The sequence below is a fragment of the Arthrobacter sp. Y3223151 genome, from assembly GCF_059091125.1.
Genome location: NZ_JBNHGI010000004.1, coordinates 52,282 through 73,758 on the forward strand (window position 1 = coordinate 52,282; position 21,477 = coordinate 73,758).

The window sequence follows — 21,477 nt, forward strand, 5'->3', positions numbered from 1 at the left end:
TACTTGGGCCGGCAGCGACACCGGCACACGTCAGTTCTTCTTCAGTTCCTCGGCGAGCATCACGATGATGCCGCTCGGGCCGCGGACGTACGTGAGCCTGTAGGCGTCCTCGTAGGTTGCCACCCCGCGAAGCGGACGGCAGCCGTGTTTCGCGGCTATTTCGAGGGCCTTGTCCAAATCATCCACGGAGAAAGCGACCCGGTGCATGCCGATCTCGTTGGGGCGGGTGGGCGTCGACTCGATCGCTTGGGGGTGGAGGTATTCGAAGAGCTCGAGCCGGCCGTGACCGTCCGGGGTCTGGAGCATCGCGATGTTGGCGTGGTTGCCATCAAGCCCGACGGCGGTGTCGGTCCAGTCACCGCTGACCGTGTCACGGCCGAGGACCGTCAGGCCGAGGTCGGTGAAAAAGGCGATCGCTGCTTCCAGGTCCCGGACGGCGATACCGACGTTCTCCAGTTTGATGGCCATGCGCGACATGCTAGCGAGCCGCGGGGACAGAAAAGAAGCCCCCTCCCAGCTGCGCCGCGTCGGAGTTGCGGCACAATAAACCGTGTGGACGACCTGCATGTGCCCCCGGGACCCGGCGCGCCCCGCGGCCTCCGGGTGCCGGCGGGGGAACTGGTCGAGCAGTTCTCCCGAGCCTCGGGCCCTGGCGGCCAGAGCGTCAACACCGCCGACTCTCGTGTGCAACTCAGTCTCGATCTGGGCACCACAACGGCGCTCAGCGAGATCCAACGCGAACGCGCCGTCGCCAGGCTTTCCGAGAGAATGTCGGGCACCGTGCTCACCATCAGCGCCTCAGAGCACCGCTCCCAGCGGCGCAACAGGGCTGCGGCGCGGCAACGCCTCGTAGCACTCCTGCGGGACGCGGTGACTCCGCCTGTCGCCCGGCGGGCAACCCGCCCCACGGCTGGCTCGCGGCGCCGCCGGCTCGATGCAAAACGGCTGCGCTCCGAGACCAAGCGCAACCGCCAGCGCCCAGGCTCCGAATGACCTGACTGTTTGCGCCGATCGCCGGGCTCCTCTGTTGAGGATTGCACGGAACTTCAGAGCGCCCCGGCAGCGCTTGACACAGGTCCGGCAGCGGAGAAAAGTGGCGGCCATACCGCCCTCTCCCCCTTTAGCCGCCCCCGTTGGCAGTCCCCGGGAGCCGGGTTTGGCCGCTTGATCATCGAATGGGGTGGGCATGGGTAACGATCCTTCGGGAGCCGAACCGGCGCCATCTCCCCGCGGAGGGCATGCGGGACGCCTGATCGCCCGGCACCCGGTAACGGCCTTTGTGGTCATTGCGATCGGGCTGACGTGGGCTGCGCAGGTGCTATCGATCGTTGTGCTGGGCAATGTTTTGCCCGGGCTCCTGGCAGAGCTGCTGATCCTGCTGGGTACTGCGGCCCTGGTGACCGCAGCCTCGGGCGGCAGGAAGGCCGTCCGGGGCCTTTTTCGGCAGGCTGTCCGCTGGCGGGTAGGCGTCGGCTGGTATATCGCCGCCCTGCTCGCCATACCCGTGCTGACCCTGCTGATCGCCGCGGCAACCGGGTCATTTCAGCCACCGGAAGCCGGATGGGCCGCTGAAACCGGCAACTATCTCGTGAATACCATCCTCGTCGGGGCTGTTCTGGCGAATATCTGGGAGGAACTGGCCTGGACCGCCGTGGTACAGCATCGGCTGATGGAGCGGTGGGGCCTGATCTCCGGCTCGCTGCTGACAGCTTTACCCTTTGCGCTGATCCACCTCCCCCTCGCCTTCGCGGACAAAGGCTTCACCGCGACGCCGGTCCGGGAGGTGCTTTTCTACTGGGCGGTCCTGTTCCTCTTCGCCCCGATTTTCAGGCTCCTGGCGGGCATGGTCTATCTGGGCACGGGCGGAAGCATCCTCATCGTCGGACTCCTTCACGGGTCCTTCAACGCCTCCGGTGCGGATAAGCTCCAGGCGTTCGAGGGAGAGTGGCAGCAGATCGCCGCCGCAGCAATGCTGACCATCGTGCTGGCGCTCTACCAACAGAGCGGGGCACGCGCTAAGGGCCGCCGAACACGATCCCGGCCGGATCGTTACGAAGCAACCCCGGACGACACCTGAACTGGGATTGGTGCAGCGGGGGCGGAATCCCGGTATCCCATCGACTGAACTCCGGCGTTGAAGGATGGAACGCTCGTCCCCTTTGCACGGCCGGGCGGTTGACCGCACCATGACCGGGATGCGAAGTCCTCATGGCCCTGCCACTGAGACAAACCGCCGCAACGTCCGTCAATGCCCGGTGAACGTTCGCCTTTCGGGTATCGACGTGTCACCCGCCGGGTGGGGTCGCTCGTAAACTCGTCTCGTGAGTGAATCATTGGTGCGCTACGTGTCATGCGGCATGCTGATACGTGCAGGCCGAGTCTTTCTTGTGCATCGATCACCGTCGAAGGGACGGTACGCCAATGTCTGGGACTTTCCGGGAGGCCATCTCGAGCCAGGCGAAAATAGTCGTCAAGCGCTTGTGCGTGAGCTTCGAGAAGAGTTGGGCGTAGACATCACTCTGCCTGCTGGGAATCCGCTACGGACCCGCCGGCGTGGTTGTCTCGCGCCTTGATGAAGTGGCGGAGGCTTGGCAGTCAATAATGTTGGCGGGTCATCGCATCACGTCGTCGAGCAGGGGCAGCCCGAACGCGCGGGTCAAGTCCGCTAGACGCGGGAGCCACCGAAGTTCTCGGGCAGCCTGGCTGCCAGCTTCCACGCGGCGGGCATGGCTGCAGCAGCGAGCAGGGCCTTCACGATGCCGCCGATGATGAACGGGTACAGGCCCCACTCGAGCGTCTGCTGCAGATCGGCGCCCAGCGAGATGGACAGCCAGGCCATGCCGAAGACAAAGGTGATCACAGTGCCGGCGAGGAAGGAGACCGTGGCGCCCAGGAACTTCTTGTCCCAGTTGCGCTTGGCCAGCCATCCGGTCAGGCCCGCGGCCGCAACGAAACCCACCAGGTAACCGCCAGTAGGGCCGACGGCAACCGACAGGCCGGACGAGGCATCGGAGAACACCGGCATGCCGGCGACACCGGCCATCCAGTACAGGGCCATCGACAGCATCCCGCGGACCGGGCCCAAGGTGCTGCCAACCAGCAGCACGGCCAGGGTCTGCCCGGTGATCGGGACCGGCCACAGCGGCACAGCCAGTTGAGCCATCACAGCGGTCAGGCCGGCACCGCCGACCACCAGCGCGGTGTTGGCCAGGGCGGTGCTGGGTACCAAGGCGTCGGCCAGGACGCCTTGGCGCACGACTGCTGTGGCTGTGCTCATGGTTGCTCCTTGTGTTTTGCGGAAATCTCAAGACCCGCGGGCACTTCCCCGAGGACCGCAGCGGTGCATCCGCTCGAACTGGCGGTATCCCACGTCTGACACTAGCCTGATCGGCGATTGTTGACAATAAAATAATGTGACCCGCATCATGGGACGCATGGCCTCCCTTAGCCCTCTTTTGAAGCAGGCTACCCCACTGGTAGTTGATCACGCCCTAGGCAGTTGGATCCACGCGACTGATGGAAAGTCGTACCTTGATTTCACTACCGGCATCGGGGTGACGAGCACGGGTCATTGCCACCCGCGGGTAGTGGAGGCTGCCCGCGATCAGGTGGGCAAGATCATTCACGCGCAGTACACCACGGTGATGCACAAGCCGTTGCTGGCGTTGACGGAGAAGCTTGGTGACGTACTGCCCGAAGGTTTGGACTCGGTGTTCTACGCCAATTCCGGGTCCGAGGCCGTGGAGGCTGCGATTCGTTTGGCCAGAATGGCCACGGGCCGGCCAAACATCGTAGTGTTTCAGGGTGGTTTCCATGGTCGGACGGTTGCGGCGGCGTCGCTGACCACTGCCGGAACGAAGTTCTCCGCAGGGTTTTCCCCGCTGATGTCCGGAGTGCACATGTCCGCCTTCCCCTATGCCTATCGGTACCGCTGGGATGACGTGGCAGCAGTGGAATTCGCCCTGAAGGAACTGGACTACCTGCTCCAGACCCGCACCGCTCCAGACGATACTGCAGCATTCCTGATCGAACCGGCGCTCGGCGAGGGTGGGTACCTGCCCACCCCGGCGGCGTTCCAAGATGGACTGCGCGAACGGGCCGACCGGCACGGAATCCAGTTGATCTTCGACGAAGTCCAGACAGGCGTGGGCCGGATGGGCAAGTTCTGGGGACACCAGTATTCCACCGCCACCCCCGACATCCTCATCACCGCCAAGGGCATCGCGTCAGGTTTTCCGATTTCCGCAATCGCCGCCTCCACCGAACTGATGTCCAAGGGCTGGCCCGGGTCCCAGGGCGGAACCTACGGCGGGAATGCGGTCTCGGCCGCCGCTGGCGTCGCCACCCTCGACGTCATCCGTGACGAAGGGCTGGTGGAGAACGCGCGGATCCGCGGCGAGCAGCTCCAGACCGGACTCAAAGAAATCCAGGACCGCTTCCCCGTCATAGGCGATGTCCGCGGCAAGGGCCTGATGCAAGGCATTGAATTCACCGCCGAAGACGGCGCCCCCGACGCCGCCACCGCAGCAGCGGTCCAGCAAGCCACCACCAATCACGGCCTGCTCACTCTCACCTGCGGCCCCGCAGGTAACGTCGTTCGCCTCATCCCCGCCCTCATCGTCTCCGCCGAAGAAATCACCACCGGCCTCGAACGCTTCGAAAACGCCGTAGCCACCGTCACTGCGGCCGTTTCCGCGAAAGGCTGAGCCCACCAATGACGGATGCCGTTCGCTCCCCCGCAGGTCCAGCAACCGGCCCCCGTCGAACAGGCGCACCGGATGCCGGCCTCCCCGCCGTCCTTGCACGCCTTGCATCGGCGGGCGTGGCTTCCGACAGCTCGCCACGCCGCCTCGCGGAATACTCCTATGACGCTTCCAATTACCGGGTAGCCCCGGTTGCCGTGGTGTTCCCCCGGACGGTTGAGGACGTGCTCGCGGTGGTTGCTGCATGCAGGGAAACGGCAACCCCGCTGATTGGGCGCGGCGGCGGGACGTCCATGGCGGGCAACGCCATGGGTCCAGGCGTGATACTTGACTTCTCCCGGCACATGAACGTGGTCCACGAGATTGACGAGGTGACGGGCACCGTGAGCGTCGACCCCGGCGTGGTGCTCGCCATCCTCTCCCGCGAGGTGGAGAAGGCCACCGGTAACCGCTTCACCTTCGCGCCGGACCCGTCCTCCAAGAACCGTGCCACCGTGGGCGGCTCGCTTGGCAATGATGCATGCGGCAACCACTCCGTTCGGTACGGCCGGATCTCCGACCACGTAGTGGAGATCGACGTCGTCACTTCCGACGGCGCCCGCCTTACGGCCACGGCTACCGGGCTGCGTGCCACAGATCCTGCCGACCATGACTCGGCGGCCCGTGCGGATGCACTGACCGCCTCCTTCAAAAACTTGGCCCACCGTCACTTGTCCGAGTTCCGCCTGGAACTCGAACGAATCCAGCGTCAAGTCTCCGGTTACCATCTGGCCCACCTTCTTCCGGAAAACGGGTTTAACATCGCCCGCGCCCTCGCGGGTTCCGAGGGGACCTGCGCCATCATTGTCGGCGCCCGGATGAAGCTCGTGCCTAAGCCTGCCAGCGCCCTGTTGGTGTGCCTTGGTTATGCGGACATAGTCGACGCGGCACGGGACATCATGACCATCTTGGAGTTCTCCCCGGCTGCCGTCGAAGGTATCGATGAGGCGATCGTAAACACTATGCGCTTCCGCCGCGGCAACGGCTCGGTAACGGGTCTGCCCGAAGGCAAAGCCTGGCTGTACGTGGACCTCGACGGCGGGAATCCGCACCAAGTCCGGGCAGAAGCTGATCGACTGCTCGTCAGGCTCAAGGAAAACGGCCGCTTGGTGGATGGGCACACTGTACCGGACCTGCAGGAGCGAGCCGCCCTTTGGCGTGTCCGCGAGGACGGCGCCGGGCTTTCAGCGCGCCTCTCCACCGGCGGAGAATCCTGGCCCGGATGGGAGGATTCCGCAGTTGCCCCGGAGAACCTTGCGGATTACCTTTCTGACTTCCGCGACCTTCTGGGCCGCTACGACCTGACGGGCGTGATGTACGGACATTTCGGTGCCGGCTGCATGCACATCCGGATCACCTATGACCTGCGCACCCAAGCCGGCCGCGGCGTCTTCCGCAACTTCACACAAGAAGCTGCCCAACTGGTGGTCCGCCATGGCGGTTCGCTCTCCGGCGAACACGGCGACGGCAGGGCACGCTCGGAACTGCTGCCTTTGATGTATTCCCCGCGCCTGCTGGCGGCGTTCGCCACGTACCGGCGCACCTGGGACCCGGCAAAAATTCTCAATCCCGGATCCCTCACCGAGCCTGACCCCATTGACGCTAACCTGGCGCTCCAAGGCATTCCGGAGCGGCAGTGGCGCACCAGCTACGACCTGCGTCCAATCCGAGCCGGTGGCGGAGCGAGCGCGGAAACCGATACGCCCGAGACCTCCACCGGCAGCGGCACGGAGCCGTGGGTTCACGCGCTGCAAAGCTGCATTGGCGTGGGACGCTGCCGTACGGACGCGGGCGGCGTGATGTGCCCCAGCTACCGCGCCACGAGGGACGAAAAGGACTCCACCCGGGGCCGGTCCCGAGTGCTCCAGGACATGGTCCGCGGAGCCCGAACCGTCGAGGATGGCTGGAAGTCCGAAGAGGTCCGCGAGGTGCTTGACCTATGTTTGTCCTGCAAGGCGTGCTCCAGCGACTGCCCCACGGGCGTCGACATGGCCACCTACAAGTCCGAATTCTTCTCGCACTACTACAAGGGCAGACTCCGCCCCGTGTCCCACTTCTCCCTGGGCTGGCTACCCCGCTGGCTCAAAATCGCGGGCCGGTCCGCGCCTCTGGTCAATGCCTTGATGTCCACCCCGTTGGCCAAGGGCGCCTCCGCCCTTGGCGGGCTTACCACCCGGCGGGCAATGCCACGTTTCGCCGGAGCCGGCGAGTGGCGTCGAGAAGTAGCGGCTGCCGGCATCGGTCCCATGACCAACTGCAACGACGGCAGTGCTCAGGATGCCGGTGGTGTGGTGCTTTTTGTGGACACTTTTACCCGTGGCTTCCGACCGGAGGTGGCGGGTTCCGCTGCTCGCGTCCTGGCCGGCTCAGGCTCCGTGGAATACTCGGCCGAGGCTTGCTGCGGCCTGACCTGGATCTCTACCGGCCAGCTGGGCACCGCAAAAAAGGTGCTGGCCAAGGCAGCGGCGGCATTGGATGACGGTACCAATCGGGCCATCGTGGTGGTGGAACCCAGCTGCGCGGCGGCGCTGCGCAAGGACTTGCCCGAGCTGGTCCACACAGAACAGGCCCGCCGGGTTGCGGCCCGGGTACGAAGCTTCGCGACGCACATCGACGAGCTCTCCAGCGCCGGATGGAAACCAGCGCCGGCCCGCCCCCTTCCGGAACAAGTGGTGCTTCAGACGCACTGCCACGAATACTCCGTCTTCGGAGCCGGTGTCCAGCGTGCGGCACTCAGAGCTGCGGGCGTCAACAGTGTGGTGGATGCCACCGGCTGCTGCGGCGTGGCCGGAAACTTCGGCTTCGAGAAGGAACACTATGACGTCAGCATGCTGGTGGCTGAGCACGCGCTGGCCCCGGCCCTGCGTCAGACCGATACCTCTTCGGTGATCCTTACGGACGGATTCTCCTGTGCCATGCAGGTGAAGCAGATTGATGACTTTCGGCGGGGTCGTCACCTGGCCCAGCTACTGGACCCCGGCGCATGAGCGGCTTTGGATTGCCACCGTAACGCCGGCCTTCCCCTCCCAACCCAGAAAGGATCACCCATGAGCACGCAGTCAGCCGCCTCCCGAACTTCGCAAAAGGCGCTCGACGCCGTCGCAAAGGTCAGCACGAACCTCTACATTGACGGAGAGTGGACCGAAGCATTTTCCGGTGCCCGGTTCGATGTCATCAATCCCGCCACCGAGGAAGTCATCGCCAGCGTGGCCGACGGGGGACCCGAAGACGCACGCCGTGCGATCGAAACCGCCGGCAGAGCCCAAAAACAGTGGGCCAAAACCCCGCCCCGCGAGCGCGGCGAAATCCTGCGTCGCGCCTTCGACCTGATCATGGCCCGCCAAGACGAACTGGCTTTGATCATGACGACGGAGATGGGCAAGCCCTTTGCCGAGTCCAAAGGCGAGGTGGCGTACGCCGCCGAGTTCTTCCGCTGGTTTTCGGAGGAAGCCGTCCGCATTAACGGAGATCTGACCACCAGCGGCGACGGCAAGAACCGCATCCTCGTCTCGAAGGAACCCGTTGGGCCCTGCGTCCTGGTGACGCCCTGGAACTTTCCGCTGGCCATGGGCACCCGGAAGATTGGCCCTGCCATAGCGGCCGGCTGCACCATGGTCTTTAAACCTGCCAACCTCACTCCCCTGTCTTCGCTGGCACTGGCGGACGTCCTGGAAGAGGCCGGCCTGCCCAAGGGTGTTCTGAACGTGGTCACGACCACCAAAGCCGCCGACGTGGTCACGCCATGGATGGAAAGCGGCATTGCCCGCAAGGTTAGCTTCACAGGTTCTACGGGCGTGGGCATCCGCTTGCTGGAGCAGGCGGCCAAAAACGTCATGCGTTCTTCTATGGAACTGGGCGGGAACGCCCCTCTCATCGTCTTTGAGGACGCGGACTTGGACCGCGCCGTTGAGGGCGCTTTCGCCGCGAAGATGCGGAACATGGGCGAAGCCTGCACGGCCGCCAACCGGATTTTCGTCCAGCGCACCGTCGCCGCTGAGTTCTCCGTCCGCCTCGCGCAGCGGCTGAGCGCCCTCAAGGTCGGCGACGGCGCAGTGAGCGGCACGGACGTCGGCCCCCTCGTGGAGGAAAAGGCGCTGAACAAGGTGCAGGAGCTCGTAGATGACGCCGTTTCCAAGGGCGCCAGTGTGGTTTGCGGCGGCTCCCGCCCGGCGGGCAGCGGCTACTTCTACTCCCCAACGGTGCTTTCCGACGTCAGCCAGGACGCCGCACTGATGAGCGAAGAAATTTTCGGCCCGGTGGCGCCCGTCATCCCCTTCGACACCGAAGACGAAGTGGTGCGGTTGGCGAACGATACCCCTTGGGGCCTTGCGAGCTTTGTGTTCACCCAGGACCTGGACCGTGCGTTCCGCGTCGGTGAGGATCTGGAGTCGGGCATGGTCGGCCTCAACACAGGGATCGTTTCCAACCCGGCGGCGCCGTTCGGTGGCATCAAGGCCTCCGGTCTGGGCCGCGAAGGCGGACGCGTGGGCTTGGATGAATTCTTGGAGATCAAGTACATGGCCATTCCGCGGGTCTAGCGATCGTCGCAGACGACACGGTCGGGGATTGGCGGCCCTGACAGGGACCGTCAGGAAGTCCGAAGATAACTACGGGATCAGCGATAACTACGGGATCAGCCGTGTCAGTGCGTCCTCCATGTGCTCGGCCATAAGCTTTTCAGCGAGGTCTGAATCTCCCTTGGAGATGGCTTCCGCGATGCCTTTATGCTCGGCAATGCGTTTGTCAGCAGTGGCGTACGTGCTTTTCAGGGCATTGAGGCACATTCGCGTCTCAGTCAGGAGCGTGTCATGCATCTTCTTCAGCCGTGGGCTGCCGGCGAGCTCAACCAAGAGGGCATGGAAGCTCATGTCCGCTTCAGTCATGGCTTCGCCGTTGGGGCTTTCCGCCGCTTCCTCCATGGCATGTACGGCTTTCATTAGCTGGGCCGCGTTGCCCTCCGAGTTGGTGCTGGCCACGCGCCGGATTGCGGCTGCTTCAACCGCGGTTCGGGCCAGGTACACATCCCGGAAGTCGTCCTCGTCCATGTTGACAACGAAGAGGCCCCTGTTCCGATAACTGATGAGCAGCCCTTCCTGGGTGAGGCGCTGCATGGCCTCCCGCAGGGGCCCGCGGCTGACTCCCAGTTCCTTGGCAAGCTCGGCTTCACCGAGTTGGATGCCGGGAGCGAAATCACCTCGGGCGATTGCATCACGGATCCGGCGGGCAATAATGGCAGGCGTAGATTCCTGCACTATCGGGTCCAGCACTCCCCTTTTCATCCTGTTTCCATCCTTGCTGCAATGTGAGCTTGGCCAACGATTTCTGGTTGAACTCAGTAACGTTCGCTGCCTGTCTTATGTCTTTGTTGACAATTCTATAGTTTACTCCACAGGCGGCTGCCCAAAAGCTGTGCCGAGGTTTCTACTCCTGGCACGATGCGCCTCGATTTAAGCAATCCCGGAAGAACGTCCGGAAGGAAGTTCGCTGCCCACCGGCTGAATGGCCCGGGCATCAAGAGGACCGGCTACGGCGAGCCAGGACGTCCCGCCCGTGCCGCAGCTGACGCCTCAGAGTGTGCCCCGTCTACAGCTACTTTCGCTGACTGTGAGTTTCGGGTGTCATCGATACGCCAGCAGGTGGCTCTGCCAAAACGGGAAGGTCCAATACGGACACTCTTCCCGGGAACCATGCACCGCCTCCGTGGCCACGATGCTGCGTCGGCAGGTCCCGGCAACCCATCAACGGCTCACCGGCAAGGGTGCACAAAGCACCTGCTTGCCGTGCAGCCGCGGGGCTATCTCCCAGAGCGCCCGCCCCCATCAGGCGTGACGAATGGGCTCTGATCCGGACCATGCCGCCGTCCTACTGTTCCTGAAAAGCAGTGCACGGAAAGCGCGCAAAAAGTGTTGATGTGATCCACCTCACGAGCTATGCTGGCAACACCGCTGCAGATTGTGTACAAAAGGCAATCGACCAGCCCTAGCCTCACAAGCTCGTAGAGCTTCGTGAACTTGGGACGGGCATCTGCGGTGCGGCTTCAGCAACGCCGAGCTGGGAGAGACACATGAAGCTGAACAAGAAAGCAAATACCTTCGGAGCGCTTGCGCTGGCAGCGACGTTGTCGGTGACCGGGTGTGGGGCAATGGGTGGTTCAGGAAACGGTCAGACCGGCGAGGCCACTGACGCCGGATCGTCAGAGGATTGGACTGCGCCGGCCATACACACGACCCTCGACGGCCAGACTACGGAATCGGAGTACACTCCAATCGCACAAGACCAAGTTTCAGAGCAATGGAAGCTTTGCGTCCTGTTCCCGCATATGAAGGACTCATACTGGGCTGCAACGAACTACGGAACGCTGATCGAAGCGCAGCGGGACAACCTCGAGTACAGCATGTTCGAAGCCGGAGGTTACACCAACCTCGACCGGCAGTTGAGCCAAATGCAGGACTGTATTAATGGCGGTTATGACGCCATTATTCTCGGCGCCATCAACGCCACTGGTGTCTGCCCTCAGGTTGCCGCCGCCCTGGAGAAGAAGATTCCAGTCGTGGATTTCATCAATGGAACCGATTGCCCGGAGTCCGAGGATAATCCGCTCTTTTCACATGCACTTGTGAGCTTCCATGATCTTGCGGTGACGACAGCCGAATACATCATCGAGGACACCGCCGGGGCGCCCGCAAAGGTTGGCTTCTTCCCCGGCCCCGAGGGCGCCGGATGGTCGGACGCCGCGGTCAAGGGTTTCAGGGACACGATCGAAGGAACCAATGTGGAGATCGCGGAGATGCGCCGCGCTGATCCCGGCTTGGAAATCCAGCAGAACTTGATCGAGGACACGCTGAAAATCCACCCGGATATCACGCACATTGTGGGAGTGGACATTGCGGCTGAAGCGGGGGTGATTGCAGTCCGCAACGCCAACAAGACCGGAGAGATCGATGTCTATGCATTCGACATCATCCCGCCTGTTTACGACGCGATTGTTGCTGGCGACGCCGTAGGTTCCCCGACGGATTTCACAACGATTCAGGGGCGCATGGCAGTTGATCAAGCAGTCCGCATGCTTGAAGGCGAAGAGCTGCAGGCGCCCACCTCCGGACCGGTGCCCATGATGGTCACCGAGGAGAATGCCGCCGACGTACCTTATACCGAGATGTTCGCCCCGCGGGATTTCAAGACGGTGACGAGCTGGACGCCGGAGGGCTGATGCGGCGACGAAGCTAAGCTGCAGTGCCCTCGGCGGAATCGGCATGGGAAGGAAGTGAGGCAGGTTTGGAGCAGGAACCGGTCGTTTCGCTCAGGGACATCGTTAAAACGTTCGGAGCCGTAAAGGCGCTTGGCGGCATGTCCCTCGACCTCTACCCCGGCGAAGTCCACATCCTGCTGGGCGAGAACGGTGCGGGGAAATCGACTCTGGTCAGCATTCTCCTCGGCAACTACCAGCCCGACAGTGGGACGATCACGGTTCGGGGTTCCGAAGTTCTCCACCATTCGCCGGCCCATGCCCGCAAGCTCGGCATCAACGTAGTCCTGCAGGATTTCAGCCTGGCCCCAACCCTGTCGGTGACCGAGAATCTGTTCCTTGGCCGCGAGCTGAAAAAATTTGGCCTCGTCGACAACGGGAAAATGAAGGCCATCGCCCGGGACAAAATCGGACAGCTCGGGGGCGAGATAGATCCGGAGGCAGAGTGTGGTTCGCTGCCCAGGGCCGAGCAGCAGCTAGTTGAGATCACGAAAGGACTCCTGGGCACTCCGGGTATCCTCCTTCTCGACGAGCCCACTGCTGCGATTAGCGAGCGGGAAGCCGACAGGCTGTTCAAGATCATTGACCGGCTCCGGGACGAGGGCTGGGCGCTTCTCTATATCACCCACCGGATGGAGGAAGTCCGGCGCCTCGGCGACCGGGTGACGGTCATGCGGGACGGCCGGTTCATTTCGACTAATACTCTCGACGAGCTTTCCGAGGAGAGGCTGATAAATGACATGGTCGGCCGTGAACTGGCAGCTGTTTACCCGGACAAGGCGGAAACCAACGGCCCACCGCTGCTCGAGGTCGAAGACCTGTCTACCGCCGACGGCAAGGTCACCCAGGCGTCCCTGCGGGTCTGCCAGGGTGAAATTGTCGCAGTGGCCGGCCTCGTCGGCTCCGGGAAAAGCGAACTCGCCAAGGCCATCCTCGGCCTCCTGCCCCTTTCAAGCGGGCACGTATTGGTAGGAGGAAAAAAATATACGCGACCGAATCCACGAGACATGATCCAGTCGGGGATCGGTTTCATGCCCGAGGACCGCAGGCGGGAAGCTCTCGCGCTCGATCTCAGCGTCCAGGAGAACATCGCACTTGAAGTTAACCGGGCGAAGAAATACAACACTCTTGGCTTGATTTATGGATCGAAAATCCGCGCCCTAGCCCAGGCTTTGGCCAAGAGGCTCGACATCCGGCCCCGGTCCGTCACAGCAGAGGTTCGGGCCCTGTCCGGCGGCAATCAACAAAAGGTCGTTCTGGCCCGTGCCCTGACCCGCGACCGCAGCGTTTTCGTAGTCGCCGAACCTACGTCCGGGGTGGATGTGGGTGCCCGCCAGGAGATCTACGCCAACCTGCGCAAACTGTGCCGCGATGGCGCCGGCGTCCTGATGGTCTCTTCTGATCTGGAGGAGGTCGTAGGACTCGCCGACCGGGTCTATGTCATGAACGGCGGGCGGGTGCAGGTCGAGCTCGTTGGGAACCAGATCACGAACGAAGCCGTTGTTGCTGGTGCCTTCGGGCATGCAGCAGGCGCGGCAGCATAGGACTGTCATGTCAACAACCGAAGTCAAGAGCTCTGCGGCCCCCGCGGGCGCGCCAAAGAAAGAAAACCGCCAGTACTGGCTCAGGTTCTTCAGCACCGTCGGCCCGCTGCCGCCCTTGCTGCTCGTAATGGTGGTCGTCTTTGCCCTGGCAAACGACCGTTTTCTGCAGCCCGATAATCTACTCTCTGTATCCCAGCAATCCGTGGCACTGCTGCTGATTTCTCTGGGACAGATGTTGGTACTGGTCACCGGTGGATTTGATTTGTCAGTGGGAGCAACCGTTGCCCTGTCGTCGGTTGTTTCCGCCACAATGATGAAGCTGGTTTTCGGCGGCGTACCTGAATTTGCAGGTCAGTCCATGATCATGGGTTTCGTCGTCTGCATCGCAGTCGGACTGGTCGTCGGGATGGCCAACGGTCTCGGAGTGGCCTTCCTGAAGGTCAACCCGTTCATCGTGACACTTGCTACCGCCACCATCGTCGGGGGCATCACCATGGTCTTCAGCGGCGGGGCAACGGTTTCCGGGCTGCCGCGAGAGTACATCGTCGGCCTGGGATCCGGGTTCACCTTCGGCGTTCCAAACCTGGTACTCCTCGCCCTTCCGGTCCTGATCCTTGTCTTCGTCGTACTGAAATGGACAACATTCGGCCGCCACCTGTACGCAATAGGCGGCAATGCCCTGGCCGCGAAGACCGCGGGGATCCAAGTGCGGCGAAATCTGATCACCACCTACATAATCTGCGCTGTTCTGGCCTCCCTCGCCGCCTATCTCCTGACCGCCCGCAGCGGTTCGGGGCAACCGACCTTCGGGGGCGCCTTTGCCCTACAATCCATCACCGCGGCCGTCATCGGAGGGGCGTCGCTCCAGGGCGGCAGAGGCGGCGTTGGAGGTACGGTCCTGGGCGTCATTTTCATCATGCTGCTCGGTAACGGTATGAACTTCATGCGGCTTGATACCAACATGCAAGCCATCGCCTTGGGTGCGGCGCTTATTCTCGCGGTCGTGGCTGACCGTTTCCGGGCCTCGGCGAAGGCCCGCCTCATCGCTAAAGGAGTCACGTCGTGACGGAGCCGGTCTTCGAATCGCTGATGGTCACCAACCGGGGCGAGATCGCCCGCCGCATCATCCGCACAGCCAATGCCTTAGGAATCCGGACCATCGCCGTCTGCTCGGATGTGGACACAGAGCTTCCCTTTGTGAAGGAAGCCTCGGAATTTGTCGCCCTGGGTCCGGCGAATCCTGCCGAATCTTACCTGAACGTCGACAAGCTAATGGACGCAGCCCGAACTGTCCGGGCTGCGGCCATCCACCCGGGCTACGGATTTCTCGCCGAGAATTCCGGCTTCGCCCGGCGGGTTATTGAAAGCGGCATCACGTGGGTGGGGCCTTCGCCCGACTCGATGGACATGGTGGCGGATAAGATCAACGCCCGCAACCTGATGCAGTCCGCCGGCGTGCCGGTGGCGACTGGGTCAGCCGAACCGGTAAGCGACCCCGCAGAGGCCGTAAGAATCGCCAATGCTGTCGGCTACCCCGTCATCGTCAAACCATCCGGAGGCGGAGGCGGCATCGGAATGATAGTTGCCGACAATGACGAAGACCTGAGGGCAGCTTTTGATACTGCACGTTCGCGTGCTGAGCGCTTTTTCGGGGACTCGCGGATCCTCATTGAACAGTTCATTCAGCACGCCCGCCACGTCGAGGTCCAGATCCTCGGGCTCGCCGGCGGCCGCGTGATAGCGCTCGGAGAGCGGGATTGCTCGGTCCAGCGCCGCCACCAGAAGGTCGCAGAGGAGTCGCCGTCTCCGGGCATCACACCGGAACTCAGGTCCCGGATGCTGGACGCCGCGGTAAGAGCCGGGACTGCTGTCGGATACCGCAATGCCGGCACCGTCGAATGCCTGGTCGATCCCGTGCGGCAGACCTTTGTTTTCTTGGAAATGAACACCCGGCTGCAAGTCGAGCACCCTGTCACCGAAGCTGTGTTTTCCATCGACCTTGTCGAAGAACAACTCCGCGTCGCCGCCGGCCAGGACGTTGGCTTCGACGCCGGCAACCTCGAACCGACAGGACATGCCCTTGAGATGCGGATCTATGCCGAAGATCCTAAACGCTTCCTGCCGTCTCCCGGTCGCATCAGTGAGTGGACGGAACCATCAGGAGAAGGTGTTCGCGTCGACAGCGGCTATGCAGCCGGCAATACCGTGACCACGGCCTACGATCCGCTCCTGGCGAAACTCATCGTTTGGGGGCGGGACCGGGAAGAAGCACTCGCACGTGCCGGGTCCGCCGTCGATGCCTTCCAAATATCGGGGCTAAAAACCAACCTTCCCTTTTTCCGCATGCTTCTCAACGATCCGGCCTTCAAATCGGGCCGCTACAGCACCGGCGTCGTGGCCGAAGTGCAGAGCCGGGCTGCCGAATCGAAAGCAATGGGCGAGACAGGTCAGGAGGAGCATGCACGATGAAGCCGCACGAAGTCTCCAAACAGTACATCTCGGAACGTTGGGCAGGAGTCCCATCCGCACTTTACGAGCGACGGGAGGCCACTGACGGCAAACCTGCGCTCACCTACCGCCTCGCCGGCGACAGCTATCTCCTCGTTGAGTTCGGTGACATGCACTTTGACCTGAACCTTAACTTCTTTGTCCACAACATCAACACCGAGGTGAACCGGTCCCGCCCTCCGGGACTGGTTGAAACGTCCCCCGGTTTCCGTTCCATACTGCTCTCCTATGACCCAGCGGAAACAAACGTTGCGAACCTGGTTCGGGCACTGGATGAGGCATATGACAACGCAGCCGGTACGGAAAAACTGGTCCTTCCCAGTCGAAAAGTAAATCTTCCTGCAGCGTTTCACGATTCGACGTCCCAGGCAGCTGTTGCCCGCTATGTGCGCAGCATCCGCTCCGATGCCCCTAATTGCGTAAACGATAACAACGTCGATTACACGATCGCCTACAACGGGCTTCGGGATCTTGACGAGCTGATCGAAGTTGTCACGGGGACGGAGCTTTGGGTCGGATTCATTGGGTTCTTCCCCGGGCTACCGTTCACGTTTCCCTTGGATCCGAGGAAGGTTCTCTTCGCCCCCAAATACAACCCGACACGTACCTGGACAGCGGAAGGAGCCATTGGTCTGGGCGGGCCGTGCTACTCGATCTACCCCGTGGAATCCCCGGGCGGATACCAACTGCTCGGCAGAACGCTGCCCGTGTACGACATTCAACAGCGCAACCCTGCTTTCGCGCAGTCACCCCTGCTGTTGCGCCCATGTGACCGCATCAGATTCCATGCCGTTTCCGAACAGGAACTGACCGATTCCTTCGAAGCCGTCCACCGGGGTGAATACGTCTACGACATACAGGACGAAGACTTTGACGTCGCCGGCTATAACGCCTGGTGCGCTTCGTTCGTGGCCGAAGCCGCAGATTTCACTGCCAAGCGGGACACTGCTGCCGCGGCCACCGCCGTCCCGTAAGGAGCCTCTTATGTCCGTTGAAGTTGTTCAACCCGGCATCCAGACAACCGTCCAGGACTGGCCTGGACGAATCGGAATGCTGTCACGCGGTTATTTCCCCGCGGGTCCGATGGATGATTTCGCGTTTCGGCTCGGCAATGTCGCCGTTGGCAACAGCCCTGACGCTGCCGGCCTTGAAATCACACTAGGCAAGACCAAATTCCGGTTCCGGTCCCCCGCCACCGTGGCAGTAACCGGCGCCGCGGGCGACGTGACCGTCGACGGCAGCCCGGTGCCTCAGTGGGCCGCTGTCGAAGTTCCCGCAGGCGCCGAACTGAAGATCGGTTTGGCGGTATCCGGCTTCAGGTTTTATCTGGCGATCAGAGGAGGAATCGATGTCCCCCAAATCCTCGGTTCCCGGTCCACCTACACCATGGGATCGCTAGGAGGAGTCGAAGGACGCGCGCTCGTCAAGGGCGATCTCCTGGACATCGGAAGCTCGGACACCTCGGCTATGGCGGCACTGCCGCAGGAACGGATCCCCGAGTATCTGCACGACTGGGAACTGGAAGTCGTACCAGGGCCATTTGCTACCCCTGAATTTGTCACGGAAGCGGACGTCGAGTACTTCTTTTCACGTTCCTGGACCGTGGACCAGAATTCAAACCGTACCGGAATCAGACTGGACCCGGCGAGGCTGCGGTGGGCCCGGTCCGACGGCGGCATTGCCGGCGGCCATCCATCCAACATCCTCGATACCGGCTACCCTCTCGGCGGGATCAACCTCAATGGGGACACTCCCGTGATCCTCGGACCTGACGGCCCCACTTCCGGCGGCTTTGTCGTATTCGGAGTCGTACCGAAGGCGAGCCTATGGAAGACCGGCCAGATGCGACCAGGGACAGACACAATCCGGTTTAAGCCAATTTCCATCGACGACGCCTACGCATTGGACAAGGAACATGCCTTGCTCACGTCTGCAGCAGGAGGGACCGAATAATGGATACAGCGATCGAAATCAACTGCGACATGGGCGAAGGCTACGGCCGCTGGCGCTTCGCGCCCGACGAAGAATTCATGCCCTATATCAGCGCCGCCAACATCGCGTGCGGCTTCCATGCCGGGGACCCGAGAATCATGCGCCGTACAGTCCAGGCGGCGGTCGCTCAGGGCCTGCAGATCGGGGCGCACGTCTCGCTCCCGGACCTTTTGGGCTTCGGACGACGGCGCATAGCGGTCTCGGCGGAAGAGCTCCGTGACTACACGCTGTATCAGATAGGCGCCCTCAAGGGCTTCGTTGAGGCCGAAGGCTCGAAACTGTCCCATGTAAAACCGCACGGGGTCATGTATCTGATGTCGCTGGAGGACGAAGAGCTGGCCGAAGCTGTCATCGCCGCGGTCGCCGAAATAGACAGCTCGCTCCCCCTTTACTGTTTCGACAAACGCCACACTGAGCTGGCCGCCCGTTACGGCGTTCGGTTGGTCCAGGAGGGATTTGTCGACCTCGGCTATGACGACGCCGGCAACCTTATTATCGAGCGGGAAAAGCAGGCTTGGGACCCTGCACTTGTATCTTCACGTGCGATCAGGTTTGTGCGGGAAGGGAAAGTAGCCACTGTGTCGGGACGGGATCTCGACATCTCCCCGGAGAGCATCTGCCTGCACGGGGACGCGCCGAACTCGGTGGAGGTGATCCGCACGGTCTGGCAGTCCCTGCAGAATGCGGGCATATCTGTGCGGGCGTTGACGAAAGCCGACAACGCAGCGACGGAAACGGGCTGATCCGTGTTGTGTCGAAACTGACCCCGGGAAGGATGGGAGCAACGAGTTGAGTGAGCCGATACTGGAGCCGATCCTCATCGACGGAACAGTGGACACCATCGTTAACCGGTTGCGGGGCGCCATCGAAAAGGGCGCCTACACGCCCGGCCAACAGCTGCGGGAAACCAGTCTTGCCCGGCAGCTGAACGTCAGCCGTTCGCCGGTGCGCGAAGCAATGCAGCGGCTCATACAGGAAGGTCTCCTGCACCGGGTACGCAACCGGGGGGTTTTTGTCCTGGAACTATCCGAGGCGGATATGGATGACATATCCGTCGCACGTCAGTCCGTGGAAAAGACAGCAGCCGAGGATCTGGCGAAGAATCCAAGGAAAGAGATCTTCGATGAACTTGACCGCATCGTAGTCGATATGAAGACGGCCTCGGAAAGCGGTTGTCCCTGGTCAGATCTGGTCGACTTGGACCTGGCGTTCCACACGGCCCTGGTCGGGAGCCTCGGCAACAAACGTCTCACGGTCTTCTATCAAACCCTGCTGACTGAAACGCGCATGTCGCTCATGATGCTGGAGAAATCCTATCCCCATCCGAAAGAGATAGCGGCCGAACACCAGGAGCTCCTGGCAAACGTGAGAGGAGGAAACATCGAGGACCTGGACGAGCAAATCAAAAGACACATGGACCACACGGGCCAGCGCCGCCGGTCCATGACGAACACAGCATCATAATTGCCGGCTTTCGAGGAGGAACGTAAATTGAGTGAAGTACGGTCGGATCTGGCGGCGAATGTTTGGAAGATCCTCGTGACTCCGGGAGCGTCTGTTGTGGAAGACGAAACCATCATGATCCTTGAATCCATGAAGATGGAGATCCCGGTTGAAGCGCCCGAATCCGGTGTTGTCGCGGACATCTCCGTGTCCGAAGGGGATGCAGTCACGGAAGGACAATTACTCGCCGTCCTCGATTAACCGGCGCGGGCACATGCCACAACACGTCGCAATGCTCACGTTCAACTTCGCCTGAGGGAATGCTGGACTCGCTCACGACGCCGGGGAGCGGCGCCAATCGGGACAGCACACGAGGCGCAGGGCAGTTGGCGGTGGCTTGAAATGGATCCGCTCTATTGGCCTGCCTAGGAGAGAAACAATGGCAACCGAAGCAACCGTTCTTGATCCAGCAAACCGTACCAAGCTCGTGGGCGAGTCACTTTGGAGTGCCCAGGCGCACATGCCGTCGGTTATGCAACGCCGCATCGTGATTACCGGGGGGCACGGGGCATACCTCACGACCTCGGAGGGAGAGCGCCTGCTGGATGCCACCGCCGGACTGTGGCACGCCAACATCGGCCATGGCAGGGAAGCAGTTGCGAAAGCGGCGTATGACCAGATGTGCAAGCTGGAGACGTATCACGTTTTCGGCCGGTTCTCGAACGACGTAGCACTCTCCCTCGCGGACCGACTCGTGGCCATGGGTCCGATTCCGGACGCCAAAGTGATTTTCAACAGTGGCGGCTCTGACTCCGTGGACCTGGCCTGCAAAATCGCACGGCGCCACTGGCAGCTTGAAGGTATGACGGACAAGAAAACCATCCTCAGCCGTACTTACTCCTACCACGGGCTCCATGCCTTTGGTACCAGTATCGCCGGGCTTGACTTTAATCGGGACGGCTACGGATCGGATTCCCTCGTTCCCGAGACCGCCCTAATTCCCACAAACAATATAGAAGGCGTCCAGGCCGTCGTAGACGCGATCGGACCCGAGAATATTGCCGCTATTATCACCGAGCCAATCATAGGGACCGGAGGGGTGATTCCGCCTGCTGCCGGATATCTTGAAGGCCTGCAGCAAATCGCCCGAAAAAACAACATTCTTTTAATCGTCGATGAAGTCATCACCGGATTCGGCCGGGCTGGCTCCATGTTCGCCTCCCAAAGGTTCCATCTCGAGCCCGACATGATTCTGCTAGCCAAAGGAATAACATCCGGCTACGCCCCGCTCGGCGGCGTCCTCGTCTCCAACCGGATCTGGGGACGGTTCTATCGAGGACAGGACGCCCCCGTCCTGAGGCATGGCATGACGTACTCGGGTCATGCAACAGCTTGCGCAGTTGCACACGCAAACCTCGACATCCTCGAGAACGAACAACTCGTCCTGCGGGCCTTGGAGCTTGAATCCGTCCTCGATAAGGCCCTTGCCCCTCTAGCCTCGCATCCCCTCGTGCAGGAAATCCGCAGCGGGGTCGGATTTCTCGCCGGCGTCCAGCTCGCACCCGAGGCAGAGGCTGAGGCCGTGGCAAACTCATGCATAGACAGCGGCGTCGTTGTGCGGCCCCTGCGCGGCAACACCCTCCAAATCAGCCCACCCTTCGTGGTGGGAGACGAGGACGTTGACCTGATCGCGGCGACTATCGGGCAGGTCCTCGACGCAAGCGGTAGTACTCCCCCGCCGGCATCATCAGAGCAGGCAGGAACATAAACTCACTGGTAACCACCTCCAATACGGAAAGAATACCCACTCCGCCTTTGCCTCGATTCGGTCTTAACGGCGTCGGCCCTGAACTGGTTCAAGACCGTGGATATCACCCGGTGCGTGCACGGCTGATCCGCGCCGGCTGCCTGGAGTTGGGATCCGAGAAGCTTCACCGCCGCTGCCTTCAGCGGTGCAGAGCGTCCGGTGATGCGCACCTTCCCGTCGATAAGAAGCCCAGCC

The 21,477-nt window shown here is 62.1% G+C and carries 19 protein-coding genes; 16 read left to right on the forward strand and 3 right to left on the reverse strand.

Annotation, left to right across the window (positions count from 1 at the left end; translation table 11 throughout):
• Nucleotides 1-30: 30 nt before the first annotated feature.
• Nucleotides 31-468 carry a VOC family protein gene (locus AC5RUP_RS07665; protein ID WP_494131969.1) on the reverse strand — a complete coding sequence of 146 codons (438 nt, stop codon included), beginning with the start codon at nt 466-468 and terminating at the stop codon, nt 31-33.
• Nucleotides 469-552: 84 nt separating this feature from the next.
• Here AC5RUP_RS07665 and arfB point away from each other — a divergent pair, with 84 nt between their 5' ends.
• The 3 genes from arfB to AC5RUP_RS07680 all read left to right on the forward strand — a co-directional run bounded on the left by arfB (nt 553) and on the right by AC5RUP_RS07680 (nt 2,573).
• A complete protein-coding gene (gene arfB, locus AC5RUP_RS07670; protein ID WP_494153326.1) occupies nt 553-993 on the forward strand; it encodes an alternative ribosome rescue aminoacyl-tRNA hydrolase ArfB in 441 nt (146 codons plus the stop codon).
• Between the two features lie 193 nt (nt 994-1,186).
• On the forward strand, nt 1,187-2,077 hold the full coding sequence (locus tag AC5RUP_RS07675) for a CPBP family intramembrane glutamic endopeptidase (RefSeq protein ID WP_494158474.1): 891 nt from the start codon (nt 1,187-1,189) through the stop codon (nt 2,075-2,077).
• 280 nt (nt 2,078-2,357) lie between these two features.
• Nucleotides 2,358-2,573, forward strand: coding sequence for an NUDIX domain-containing protein (locus tag AC5RUP_RS07680; RefSeq protein WP_494153332.1), 216 nt, complete (start codon nt 2,358-2,360; stop codon nt 2,571-2,573).
• Between the two features lie 92 nt (nt 2,574-2,665).
• Here the strand turns inward: AC5RUP_RS07680 and AC5RUP_RS07685 are convergent, their stop codons facing one another.
• Nucleotides 2,666-3,277 (reverse strand): biotin transporter BioY, encoded by a 612-nt coding sequence (locus AC5RUP_RS07685; protein ID WP_494148692.1) that lies wholly within the window; start codon nt 3,275-3,277, stop codon nt 2,666-2,668.
• A 157-nt stretch (nt 3,278-3,434) separates the two neighbouring features.
• On the opposite strand from AC5RUP_RS07685, the gene AC5RUP_RS07690 reads away from it, so the two are divergent.
• From AC5RUP_RS07690 to AC5RUP_RS07700, 3 genes are read left to right on the forward strand one after another with little or no spacing between them, the layout of a single operon-like run.
• The gene (locus AC5RUP_RS07690; RefSeq protein WP_494091177.1) at nt 3,435-4,706 is read left to right on the forward strand and encodes an aspartate aminotransferase family protein; all 1,272 of its coding nucleotides are present in this window, start codon (nt 3,435-3,437) and stop codon (nt 4,704-4,706) included.
• Nucleotides 4,707-4,714: 8 nt separating this feature from the next.
• Nucleotides 4,715-7,729, forward strand: a complete 3,015-nt coding sequence (locus AC5RUP_RS07695) for an FAD-binding and (Fe-S)-binding domain-containing protein (protein WP_494153328.1) — start codon at nt 4,715-4,717, stop codon at nt 7,727-7,729.
• Between the two features lie 60 nt (nt 7,730-7,789).
• A complete protein-coding gene (locus AC5RUP_RS07700; RefSeq protein ID WP_494153329.1) occupies nt 7,790-9,280 on the forward strand; it encodes an NAD-dependent succinate-semialdehyde dehydrogenase in 1,491 nt (496 codons plus the stop codon).
• Nucleotides 9,281-9,367: 87 nt separating this feature from the next.
• On the opposite strand, the gene AC5RUP_RS07705 is transcribed toward AC5RUP_RS07700, so the two are convergent.
• The gene (locus AC5RUP_RS07705) at nt 9,368-10,021 is read right to left on the reverse strand and encodes a GntR family transcriptional regulator (RefSeq protein ID WP_494091174.1); all 654 of its coding nucleotides are present in this window, start codon (nt 10,019-10,021) and stop codon (nt 9,368-9,370) included.
• Nucleotides 10,022-10,806: 785 nt separating this feature from the next.
• Here AC5RUP_RS07705 and torT point away from each other — a divergent pair.
• The 10 genes from torT (at nt 10,807) to AC5RUP_RS07755 (ending at nt 21,243) form a co-directional block, all read left to right on the forward strand.
• Nucleotides 10,807-11,952 (forward strand): TMAO reductase system periplasmic protein TorT, encoded by a 1,146-nt coding sequence (gene torT / locus AC5RUP_RS07710; RefSeq protein WP_494131976.1) that lies wholly within the window; start codon nt 10,807-10,809, stop codon nt 11,950-11,952.
• 65 nt (nt 11,953-12,017) lie between these two features.
• Nucleotides 12,018-13,532 carry a sugar ABC transporter ATP-binding protein gene (locus AC5RUP_RS07715; protein WP_494091172.1) on the forward strand — a complete coding sequence of 505 codons (1,515 nt, stop codon included), beginning with the start codon at nt 12,018-12,020 and terminating at the stop codon, nt 13,530-13,532.
• A 7-nt stretch (nt 13,533-13,539) separates the two neighbouring features.
• The gene (locus AC5RUP_RS07720) at nt 13,540-14,598 is read left to right on the forward strand and encodes an ABC transporter permease (protein ID WP_494153330.1); all 1,059 of its coding nucleotides are present in this window, start codon (nt 13,540-13,542) and stop codon (nt 14,596-14,598) included.
• On the forward strand, nt 14,595-16,001 hold the full coding sequence (locus AC5RUP_RS07725; RefSeq protein ID WP_494091170.1) for an acetyl-CoA carboxylase biotin carboxylase subunit: 1,407 nt from the start codon (nt 14,595-14,597) through the stop codon (nt 15,999-16,001). Before AC5RUP_RS07720 ends, AC5RUP_RS07725 begins: the two co-directional genes overlap by 4 nt.
• The gene (locus AC5RUP_RS07730; RefSeq protein WP_494153121.1) at nt 15,998-17,014 is read left to right on the forward strand and encodes a carboxyltransferase domain-containing protein; all 1,017 of its coding nucleotides are present in this window, start codon (nt 15,998-16,000) and stop codon (nt 17,012-17,014) included. The genes AC5RUP_RS07725 and AC5RUP_RS07730 overlap by 4 nt, the downstream gene beginning before the upstream one ends.
• 10 nt (nt 17,015-17,024) lie before the next feature.
• Nucleotides 17,025-17,993 (forward strand): 5-oxoprolinase/urea amidolyase family protein, encoded by a 969-nt coding sequence (locus AC5RUP_RS07735; protein WP_494131979.1) that lies wholly within the window; start codon nt 17,025-17,027, stop codon nt 17,991-17,993.
• Complete coding sequence (locus AC5RUP_RS07740) at nt 17,993-18,775, forward strand: LamB/YcsF family protein (protein WP_494131980.1); 783 nt, start codon at nt 17,993-17,995, stop codon at nt 18,773-18,775. Before AC5RUP_RS07735 ends, AC5RUP_RS07740 begins: the two co-directional genes overlap by 1 nt.
• Nucleotides 18,776-18,821: 46 nt before the next feature.
• Complete coding sequence (locus AC5RUP_RS07745) at nt 18,822-19,496, forward strand: GntR family transcriptional regulator (protein WP_494091166.1); 675 nt, start codon at nt 18,822-18,824, stop codon at nt 19,494-19,496.
• A 27-nt stretch (nt 19,497-19,523) separates the two neighbouring features.
• A complete protein-coding gene (locus AC5RUP_RS07750; RefSeq protein WP_494131981.1) occupies nt 19,524-19,736 on the forward strand; it encodes a biotin/lipoyl-binding carrier protein in 213 nt (70 codons plus the stop codon).
• Between the two features lie 178 nt (nt 19,737-19,914).
• Nucleotides 19,915-21,243, forward strand: a complete 1,329-nt coding sequence (locus tag AC5RUP_RS07755; RefSeq protein WP_494153122.1) for an aminotransferase family protein — start codon at nt 19,915-19,917, stop codon at nt 21,241-21,243.
• The last annotated feature ends 234 nt before the right edge of the window (nt 21,244-21,477 follow it).

Excerpts from the sequence above, each read along its gene's own strand:
- AC5RUP_RS07740 (WP_494131980.1), top strand. The coding sequence starts at position 17,993 with ATGGATACAGCGATCGAAATCAACTGCGACATGGGCGAAGGCTACGGC.
- AC5RUP_RS07720 (WP_494153330.1), top strand. The coding sequence starts at position 13,540 with ATGTCAACAACCGAAGTCAAGAGCTCTGCGGCCCCCGCGGGCGCGCCA.
- AC5RUP_RS07755 (WP_494153122.1), top strand. The coding sequence starts at position 19,915 with ATGGCAACCGAAGCAACCGTTCTTGATCCAGCAAACCGTACCAAGCTC.
- AC5RUP_RS07690 (WP_494091177.1), top strand. The coding sequence starts at position 3,435 with ATGGCCTCCCTTAGCCCTCTTTTGAAGCAGGCTACCCCACTGGTAGTT.
- AC5RUP_RS07700 (WP_494153329.1), top strand. The coding sequence starts at position 7,790 with ATGAGCACGCAGTCAGCCGCCTCCCGAACTTCGCAAAAGGCGCTCGAC.
- AC5RUP_RS07705 (WP_494091174.1), bottom strand. The coding sequence starts at position 10,021 with ATGAAAAGGGGAGTGCTGGACCCGATAGTGCAGGAATCTACGCCTGCC.
- AC5RUP_RS07680 (WP_494153332.1), top strand. The coding sequence starts at position 2,358 with ATGCTGATACGTGCAGGCCGAGTCTTTCTTGTGCATCGATCACCGTCG.
- AC5RUP_RS07735 (WP_494131979.1), top strand. The coding sequence starts at position 17,025 with ATGTCCGTTGAAGTTGTTCAACCCGGCATCCAGACAACCGTCCAGGAC.
- AC5RUP_RS07695 (WP_494153328.1), top strand. The coding sequence starts at position 4,715 with ATGACGGATGCCGTTCGCTCCCCCGCAGGTCCAGCAACCGGCCCCCGT.
- AC5RUP_RS07675 (WP_494158474.1), top strand. The coding sequence starts at position 1,187 with ATGGGTAACGATCCTTCGGGAGCCGAACCGGCGCCATCTCCCCGCGGA.
- AC5RUP_RS07665 (WP_494131969.1), bottom strand. The coding sequence starts at position 468 with ATGGCCATCAAACTGGAGAACGTCGGTATCGCCGTCCGGGACCTGGAA.
- torT (WP_494131976.1), top strand. The coding sequence starts at position 10,807 with ATGAAGCTGAACAAGAAAGCAAATACCTTCGGAGCGCTTGCGCTGGCA.
- AC5RUP_RS07685 (WP_494148692.1), bottom strand. The coding sequence starts at position 3,277 with ATGAGCACAGCCACAGCAGTCGTGCGCCAAGGCGTCCTGGCCGACGCC.
- AC5RUP_RS07730 (WP_494153121.1), top strand. The coding sequence starts at position 15,998 with ATGAAGCCGCACGAAGTCTCCAAACAGTACATCTCGGAACGTTGGGCA.